The 8,007-nt window shown below is 70.7% G+C and carries 7 protein-coding genes; 5 read left to right on the forward strand and 2 right to left on the reverse strand.

Going from position 1 to position 8,007, the window contains the following annotated elements; all coding sequences use genetic code 11:
• Nucleotides 1-176: 176 nt before the first annotated feature.
• Both RT91_RS05820 and RT91_RS05825 read right to left on the reverse strand, forming a co-directional pair.
• Nucleotides 177-3,017, reverse strand: a complete 2,841-nt coding sequence (locus tag RT91_RS05820) for a beta-propeller fold lactonase family protein (RefSeq protein WP_240314209.1) — start codon at nucleotides 3,015-3,017, stop codon at nucleotides 177-179.
• Between the two features lie 119 nt (nucleotides 3,018-3,136).
• A complete protein-coding gene (locus RT91_RS05825; RefSeq protein ID WP_035186167.1) occupies nucleotides 3,137-3,895 on the reverse strand; it encodes an A24 family peptidase in 759 nt (252 codons plus the stop codon).
• 69 nt (nucleotides 3,896-3,964) lie between these two features.
• Between RT91_RS05825 and RT91_RS05830 the strand changes: the two genes are divergently transcribed.
• From RT91_RS05830 to RT91_RS05850, 5 genes are all read left to right on the forward strand, one after another.
• On the forward strand, nucleotides 3,965-5,638 hold the full coding sequence (locus tag RT91_RS05830; protein WP_035186170.1) for a GspE/PulE family protein: 1,674 nt from the start codon (nucleotides 3,965-3,967) through the stop codon (nucleotides 5,636-5,638).
• 12 nt (nucleotides 5,639-5,650) lie between these two features.
• The gene (locus tag RT91_RS05835; RefSeq protein WP_035186172.1) at nucleotides 5,651-6,871 is read left to right on the forward strand and encodes a type II secretion system F family protein; all 1,221 of its coding nucleotides are present in this window, start codon (nucleotides 5,651-5,653) and stop codon (nucleotides 6,869-6,871) included.
• The gene (locus RT91_RS05840) at nucleotides 6,855-7,307 is read left to right on the forward strand and encodes a GspH/FimT family pseudopilin (protein ID WP_035186175.1); all 453 of its coding nucleotides are present in this window, start codon (nucleotides 6,855-6,857) and stop codon (nucleotides 7,305-7,307) included. Before RT91_RS05835 ends, RT91_RS05840 begins: the two co-directional genes overlap by 17 nt.
• Nucleotides 7,291-7,659: a type II secretion system protein gene (locus RT91_RS05845; protein WP_035186177.1), complete on the forward strand. Its 369-nt coding sequence runs from the start codon at nucleotides 7,291-7,293 to the stop codon at nucleotides 7,657-7,659. Before RT91_RS05840 ends, RT91_RS05845 begins: the two co-directional genes overlap by 17 nt.
• A partial coding sequence (locus RT91_RS05850) for a prepilin-type N-terminal cleavage/methylation domain-containing protein (protein ID WP_035186178.1) occupies nucleotides 7,656-8,007 on the forward strand: 352 nt, incomplete at its 3' end. The genes RT91_RS05845 and RT91_RS05850, both read left to right, overlap by 4 nt.

Here is an 8,007-nt window from a genome sequence, read left to right on the forward strand (position 1 = left end):
ATCCGGCACCCGGCCGGACGCCGCAGGGCCGCCCAAACCCTGCCTGGGGTCGAGCCTCTCCGCCCGACCGGCCACCGCCACCCACAAGAAAACCGGCCGGAGCGCTCTGCTCCGGCCGGTTGCGTCGTCGCCGGGTCAGGGCGGCGGCGCAGCGGCCGCCACCCCGGGTTCAGGCGTTACCGCGAATAGTCGCGGCCGTTGCGCTCGGTCGGATAGGGCTTGCCGGGCATCATGCCCTCCCAGAGGATGTGGTCGTAGGCGACGGCAGGGATGGCGTCTTCCTTGCGCCAGTCATACCCCTTGGTCTTCTTCGCCCACCAGGCGGCGTTGTGCAGCGGCTGCCACTCCGGCTCGTCCTGCGTCTGCGCCTTGATCGGCAGCGTCGTCGCGCTCAGCGGCTGCGGCACGGCGGCGTTGAAGGTCCACTTCCGGTCGTCGCGGCTGAAGACCGCCGTCATCGGCCGTTCATAGGCGTCGTTCAGCGTCATCGGCCCGATGCCGAGAATGTCCTCCATCGTGCGGATCATGTTCACCGTGCTGTAGCGCGCCGAAACCACGGCATGATGGCGCACATAGGGCCCAACCACGAAGGCCTCGCTGCGATGCCCGTCGACATGATCCGGCCCGTCCTGCGCGTCGTCCTCGACGATGAAGATCAGGGTCGATGAGGCATAGGGCGAATGCGCGACGGTCTGGATCAGCTTGCCCACCGCATAGTCGTTGTCGGCAATCTGCAGGCCCGGCGTGTTCACGCCGTTCTGCGCGGTGGTGAAGTTGCCGGTGTGGTCGTGCATCAGCCGCACCAGTTCGAGCGAGGGCAGGTCGTGGTGCCGCACATAGTTGGTGAACTCGCGGCTCCATTCCTGCTCGCGGTAGTAATCGGCGATCGTGTTGTCGAACCCGCGGAAATACGGATCGGTAAAGGGCGCGAGATCGGGGTTGGTCGCATAGGCGACCTTGATCTTCTGGGCGTAGGCGTCGTTGATCTCGGGGATGCCGTATTTCGCCAGCGCGCCCGAGAGGTTGTAGCGGCCGAGATCGATGAAGAAGCCGTAATTGCGGATGCTCAGCCCCGCGCGCAGCGCCGCATCCCACAGATAGCCCCGCTGCACCTGGCCGTGCGGCCCATCCGGCGCGGCGACGTTGCCGGTGCCGGGCAGCAGGTTGGGATCGTCCGGATAGAGCGGGTTGGCCGCCTTGCGGCCGGCGAGCGATGCGATGCCGACATTGACGTTGCGATTGGTGCCCTCCCAGTCATACGACAGGCCGCGCCCGGCATAGTTCACCGGCAGCGCCTTGGTGCCGTAATCGGACTCGCGGGCCGAGGTGCTCCAGGGCCAGCCATTGCCGCTCACCTCGGCGGTATCGTAGAAATTGTCGAGATCGACGAAGTTCCACGCGACGCGATGCACGTTCGGCGTATAGGTCTTGCCGAACTCCGCCAGCGCCGGATCGCCATTGCCCTCGCCGAGATCGCCGAGGATCTGGTCATAGGTGCGGTTCTCGCGGATGATGTAGATGATGTGCTTGATGTGGCGGTGCAGGAACGCCATCATCGAGCGATCGCGCGCGCTCTCGTGGAACGAGAAATGGTTGTTGTGCGCAACGAGCCGCGTCAGCTCCTCCATCTCCTCGGTCGCCGGCACCGGCATCGTCAGGAAGCCGGCCTTGGAAAGCTGGAGGATATACTGGTTATAGTGCTGCAGCGGCGTGCAGCTCGCCGGCACGTCGGCCGCGAGCTTCTCGTTGCACGGATTGGGCCCCGGCATGCTCTTGCCGTTGACCACATACAGCATCTTGCCATCGGGGCTGACGCTGACGCTGTTCGGATAATACCCGGTCGGCAGCAGGCCGATGACTTCCGGCTTCGCCGTGTTCAGCGCGATCACCGCGACCGAGTTGGTGCCGCCATTGGTCACGTAGAGCCGCGTGCCGTCCCGCGACAAGGCGAGCGAGTTCGGCGCGGTGCCGTGGAAATATTTCGGCATGCCCACATAAGACGACGGCGCGGTGGTGCGGATCGTGTCCACCACCGTGTTGGACGCGGTGGCAATCACCTCCACATCCGCCTCGTTATCGCACGCGACGTACAGATACTTGCCGTCGGCACTCAGCACCATCCGGTTCGGATTGCCCGCAACCTTGATGCGCGCGGTCACCTGCGGCGTGCCGGTCAGCGACACGACATCGACCTCGCGATCCCGCTCGCTCGAGACATAGGCGGTCGAATTGCCGTTGGCGACGACCCAGAACGGATATTCGCCGCCCGCAACGCCATCCTGCGCGGCGTTGATCACGCCGGGGCGCAGCTGCACCTCGGTCGCCGCTCCGCCGGGAACGCCGCCTGACAGCGGCACGATCGACAGGCTGTCGTTATAGAAATTGGCGACCAGCAGCGACTTGCCGTCCGCCGTGGTGGCAAGGCCCGCCGCCTGCGGCTTCACCAGGAAGCCGACGCCACCCTGGCTCAGCGGATTGCCCGCGACCGCCGCATGACCGAGCGCGAACGGCGTGCCGATTTCGGCCCAGCCGCTGGCGCCGAGCGCATAGGTGTGAACGTCGTCGTCAACGCCGCCCGAGACGTAGAAATGCTGGCCATCCGGGCTGAACGAGATGCCGGCCCAGGTGTTCGGCACCTTGAGGACCTGCTTCTGCACCGGCTTGTCGTTCGAGATGTCATAGACGAAGACATACTCTTCCGAATCCGCCGGGATCACCTTGCCGCTCGCGTCGTTCACGAGGTTATAACCGCTCGTCAGCACCAGCAGCGTCTTGCCATCGGGGCTGACGGCGGTGCTGATCGCCTGCCCGGCGACATAGGACGGATTGTCGGCAAGGCCGGGATTGAGGGCGGTGAACACCGCTCCCGGCGCCGCCGCCGGCGTCAGATACTGACCGCTGGAGGTGATGGTCGCCGGGGCAGCGCGCCCTGAACCCGTGGTCGCCGCGACGGCGATCATCGCCGAACCCGCAAGCAAAAGAGTACGCAAAGCCGTGGCCGCCCTTCTGGCGTGCATCGGTATCTCCATGTCTGAGAATGAACATCAGCGCGGACGATATTTGCCGCCCGACACGATCAACTTTACGTGCAATAAAATTTTCGTGTGTTATTGATTGATGTTTCTTTGATGACAATTCATGCCGCAAGTCGTACCACCAGCAGGCCGAAAGCCAGCGCGGGGCCGAACGGCAGCTTCTGCCGCGCGAGCGGCGCGCCGCCGGCCTCCGCGCGCAGCACAGCCCAGGCGGCGAACCCGGCAAGCCCGGCAAGCCCTGCGATCACCACCGCCCAGGGCAGGGCGGCGGGCGGCAGCCAGGCGGCGCCGGCCGCGAGCAGCTTCGCATCCCCCGCACCCAGCGCGTCGATCCCGCGCAGCCGCCGCCAGAGCAGGCGCAGCCCGGTGAAGCCGAGATAGCCCAGCGCCGCGCCTGCCGCGTGCGCCGGCAGCGCCTCAGGCTGCCGCAGCGCGGTCACGACCAGCCCGGCCAGCAGCAGTGGCAGGGTCAGCGCGTCGGGCAGCCGCAGGCAGTCGAGATCGATCAGCGCCGCGGCCAGCAGCGTCGCCGCGAAGGCGAAATCGAGCGGCACGCGCGGCCCCGCCGGATCCAGCACGGCGATAACGACCGCCAGCAGCAGCGTCGCCAGCTCGATCAGCAGCAGCCGGCGCGGGATCGCGGCACCGCAATGCGCGCAGCGCCCGCGGCGCAACAGGAAGCTCGCCAGCGGCACCAGGTCGGCGGCGCCGAGCGGCGTGGCGCAGGCATCGCAGCGCGAGCGCCGCCGCGCGAGCAGAAGGCCGCGCGGCAGGTCCTCGACCAGCGTGCCGATGAACGAGCCGATGAAGGGTGATGCCAGAATGGTGCCGGCAACCAGAATATTTCCCTGAACTGTCATATGTTTTCGGCTCCGGCGGCGGCTTGCTCGGGCATAAGGTAAAAAACACGTTTCCGCGAGAGACATGCGATGCTCGATCATGCCGCCACGCGCCCGGATGAGGACGGTTCAGCCATCGGCACGGCGCTGCTGCGGGCCGGGCTGGTCGATTCCCTCGGCATCGCGCGGGCGCGGGCGCTGGCGGCGGAAACCGGGCTCGGCCTCGGCGCTTCACTGGTCCGCCTCGGGCTGATCGGCGAGCGCAGCCTCGCCGAGGCCGCCGCCGCCGCCCTCGGTCTCGCCCTGCTGGCGCCGGGCGCCTATCCCGCCGCCCCGGTCCTGCCCACGCGGCTGCGCCCCCGCTTCCTGCGTGATGCGCGGGTGCTGCCGCTGGCCGCGGCCGAGGGCGTGCTCGACCTCGCGATGGTCGATCCGTTCGATGGCTTCGCCGCCGGCGCGGTGGCGGCGGCCACCGGCTGCGCGGTGCGCCGCGCCGTCGCCGTGCCGATCGACCTCGATGCCGCGCTCGACCGGCTCTACCCCGATCCCGGCGAGACGGCGACGGCCGAGGCGGTGGCCGAGGAGGCGGCGCCGAGCGAGGCGGATGCCGAACGCCTGCGCGATCTCGCCAGCGAGGCGCCGGTGATCCGCCTGGTCAACCAGCTCATCGCCCGCGCGGTCGAAACCCGCGCGTCGGACATCCATATCGAGCCCGAGGAAGACCGCCTGCGCGTCCGCTACCGTCACGACGGCGCGCTGGTCGAGGCGGAAACCCACCCGGCGGCGATGGCGCCGGCCATCGTCTCGCGGGTCAAGATCATGGCGCGGCTCGACATCGGCGAGCGCCGCCTGCCGCAGGATGGCCGCATCCGCCTGCCGGTGCGTGGCCACGAGGTCGATTTCCGCGTCTCCTCGATCCCGACGATGCATGGCGAGACCATCGCCATCCGCGTGCTCGACCGCAGCGCGATGACCTTCGAGTTCGGCGCGCTCGGCCTCGACCCCGCCATCGTCGCCGCCTTCCGCGCCGCACTCGCGGCACCCAACGGCATCGTGCTCGTCACCGGCCCGACCGGCAGCGGCAAGACGACGACGCTCTACACCGCCCTGCTCGGCCTCGACCGCGCCAGCCGCAAGATCGTCACCATCGAGGACCCGATCGAATACCGCCTCGCCGGCATCAGCCAGAGCCAGGTCAAGCCGCAGATCGGGCTCGATTTCGCCCAGCTCCTCCGCGCCATCCTCCGGCAGGACCCGAACGTGATCATGGTCGGCGAAATCCGCGACCTCGAAACCGCGCAGATCGCCGCCCGCGCCGCGCTGACCGGCCATCTCGTGCTCTCGACGCTGCACACCAATTCGGCGGTCGCGACCATGACCCGCCTGCGCGACATGGGGCTCGAACCCTATCTCGTCGCCTCGGTGCTGCGCGGCGTGCTCGCCCAGCGGCTGATCCGCCGGCTCTGCCCCGCCTGCCGGCGAACCGCGCCGGCAAGCCCGGCCGAGGCGGCGCAACTCGGCATCGCCGCCGGCACGCCGCTCAACCACCCCGCCGGCTGCCCCGAATGCCGCAACACCGGCTATCGCGGCCGCATGGCAATCGCCGAATTCCTCACTCCCACCGCCGAGCTTGCCGCCCATCTCGCCGCCGGCGCCGGCGAGGCGGAGCTGGCCCGCGCCGCCGACCTGCGCAGCCTGGCCGACGCCGCGCGCGATGCGGTGCTGGCCGGCGAAACCTCGCTCGCCGAAAGCCTGCTCGCATGATGCCGCGCCACCATGCCTGATTTCGTCTTCCGGGTGATCGACCGCGCCGGCGCCCCCGCCCGCCTCGCCATCGACGCGGCGAGCGAGGCCGAAGCGATCGAGACAATCAAGCGCCGCGGCCTGATCCTGCTCGGCGCCGCCCCGCGCCGCGGCGCCTTCCTGCTCGCCCTGCTCAACCGCGACATCGGCGGCGCCCCCCGCCTCGGCGCCGACGCGCTGGCCGATTTCACCCGCGAACTCGCCGCGATGCTCGGCGCCGGGCTCGACCTCGAACGCGCCTTGCGTTTCGCCGCCGGCACCGCCGCCACCCCGCGCGTCCGCGCCATCATCCTCGCGATCTGCGACAAGGTGCGCGACGGCGCCGCCCTCTGGCGCGCGCTCGGCCACGAGCCGCACAGCTTCCCGCCTTTCTATGTGGGGCTGGTGCGCGCCGGCGAGGAGTCCGGCGCCCTCGCCGCGACGCTGGAAGACCTCGCCGAACTGCTCGAGCGCAACCGCTCGCTGCGCGCCGCGATGATCGCCGGCCTCACCTACCCTGCCCTGCTTGCCCTCGCCGCGACCGGCGCGATCGTCTTCCTGCTCACCAACGTGCTGCCCGAATTCGTGCCGATCTTCGCCGAAAACGGCGTCCCCCTGCCCGCCACCACGCGCCTGCTGCTCACGATCGGCCAGGCCTGCGCCGCGTCCTGGCCCTATGCGCTGGCGCTATTCGCCCTCGCCATTCCCGGCATCCGCCTGCTGCTCGCCCGTCCCGCCCCGCGCCTGCGGTTCGACCGTCTGGTCCTCCGCCTGCCGCTGCTCGGCGCCCTGCTGCGCGAGGCGCTGGCGGCCCGCTTCACCCGCACGCTCGGCACGCTGCTCGGCAACGGCGTCGCCCTCGTCCCGGCGATGGCGATCGTGCAGAACGTGATCGGCAACCGCGCCGCCGCCCGCGCCATCGCCACCGCGGCGGATGCGGCGCGGCACGGCAAGGGCCTCGCCGCCGGGCTCGCCGCCGCACGGCTGATGCCGGAGCGCACGGTGCAGCTTCTCCGCCTCGGCGAGGAAACCGGCCAGCTCGGCCGCATGGCGCTGCGGGCCGCCGCGATCCACGAGGAACGCGCGCGGCTCGGCGTGCAGAAGCTGGTCTCGCTGCTGGTTCCCGCCATCACCATCGTGATGGGCGGCGCGATCGGCTTCATCGTCGCCTCGCTGCTGCTGGCCATGCTCGGTCTCGATGCCCTCGCCCACTGAGCCCGCGCCTGACGATCGCGGCTACACGCTGCTCGAACTGCTCGTCGTCGTCGTCATTCTCGGCCTCGCCCTCACGCTCGCCGCCAATGCGGCACCCTGGCGGCGCATCGGCCAGGGCCCCGCAACCGCCGCCGCCACCCTCGCCGGGGCGCTGCGCACCGCCCGCGCCGTCGCGATCGCCACCGGCCGGCCCGCCACCTTCGCGATCGAGCCGGCGGACGGGCGCTGGGTCGGCCCCACCGCTTCGGGGCGGCTGCCGCGCGGCCTCGCCATCGCCTTTCACGGCCCGGTCGCGCGCGGCTGGGGGCGGATCGTCTTCTCCCCCGATGGCAGCGCGACCGGAGGACAGGTGCTGCTCGCGCGCGGCGCCGCGCGGGCGCTCGTGGCGGTGGGCTGGCTGACCGGACGGATCAGCACCGATGCCCCGGCACGATAGCGGCTTCATCCTGCTCGAAACCCTGGTCGCCTTCGTCATCGCGGCGCTGGCGGTCGCGGTGCTCTACCGCGCCGCCTTCGATGGCGCGGCGGGCGTCGCCATCGGCGGGCGCGAGGCGGCGGCGGTGGAACGCGCGCAGTCCCGCCTCGCCGCCCTCGCCGCCTTCGCGCCGCGCGGCCACTACGTCCGCACCGGGCAGGATGGCGGCGGCTTCAGCTACCGCGAGGAGGCCGCGCCGCTGCCGGTGGCGAAGGGCGCGCCGCTGCGGGCGCTGCGCCTGTCGGTCAGCGAGCGATGGGGCCGCGCCGGACGGACGGTGACGCTGGTGACCATCCGCGTCGCACCGCCATGAGGCGTGAGGCCGGCTTCACCCTGCTGGAAATGCTGGTCGCGCTGGTCGTGCTTGGCCTGCTGCTCGCGGGGCTCGCCCAGGCCAGCCATTTCGGCATCGCGACCTATCGCCGCACCACCGCGACGATCGCCGCCACGTCCGACCGGCAGGCCACCTTCCGCGCCCTGCGCCGGCTGATCGCCCAGGCCCGGCCCGGCCAGCCGCCAGGGACGCCGCACACCTTCGCCCTCGTCACCACCCTGCCGCGCGCCGCCGCCCTGTCGAATCGCCTCGTCTTCGCCGAGATCGGCGTCACCCGGTCCGGCGATCTCGTCCTCGCCTGGCGGCCGGCGCCGACCGGCCCGCCGC

Origin of the sequence: Acidiphilium sp. JA12-A1, assembly GCF_000724705.2 — a bacterium.
Taxonomy (GTDB): domain Bacteria; phylum Pseudomonadota; class Alphaproteobacteria; order Acetobacterales; family Acetobacteraceae; genus Acidiphilium; species Acidiphilium multivorum.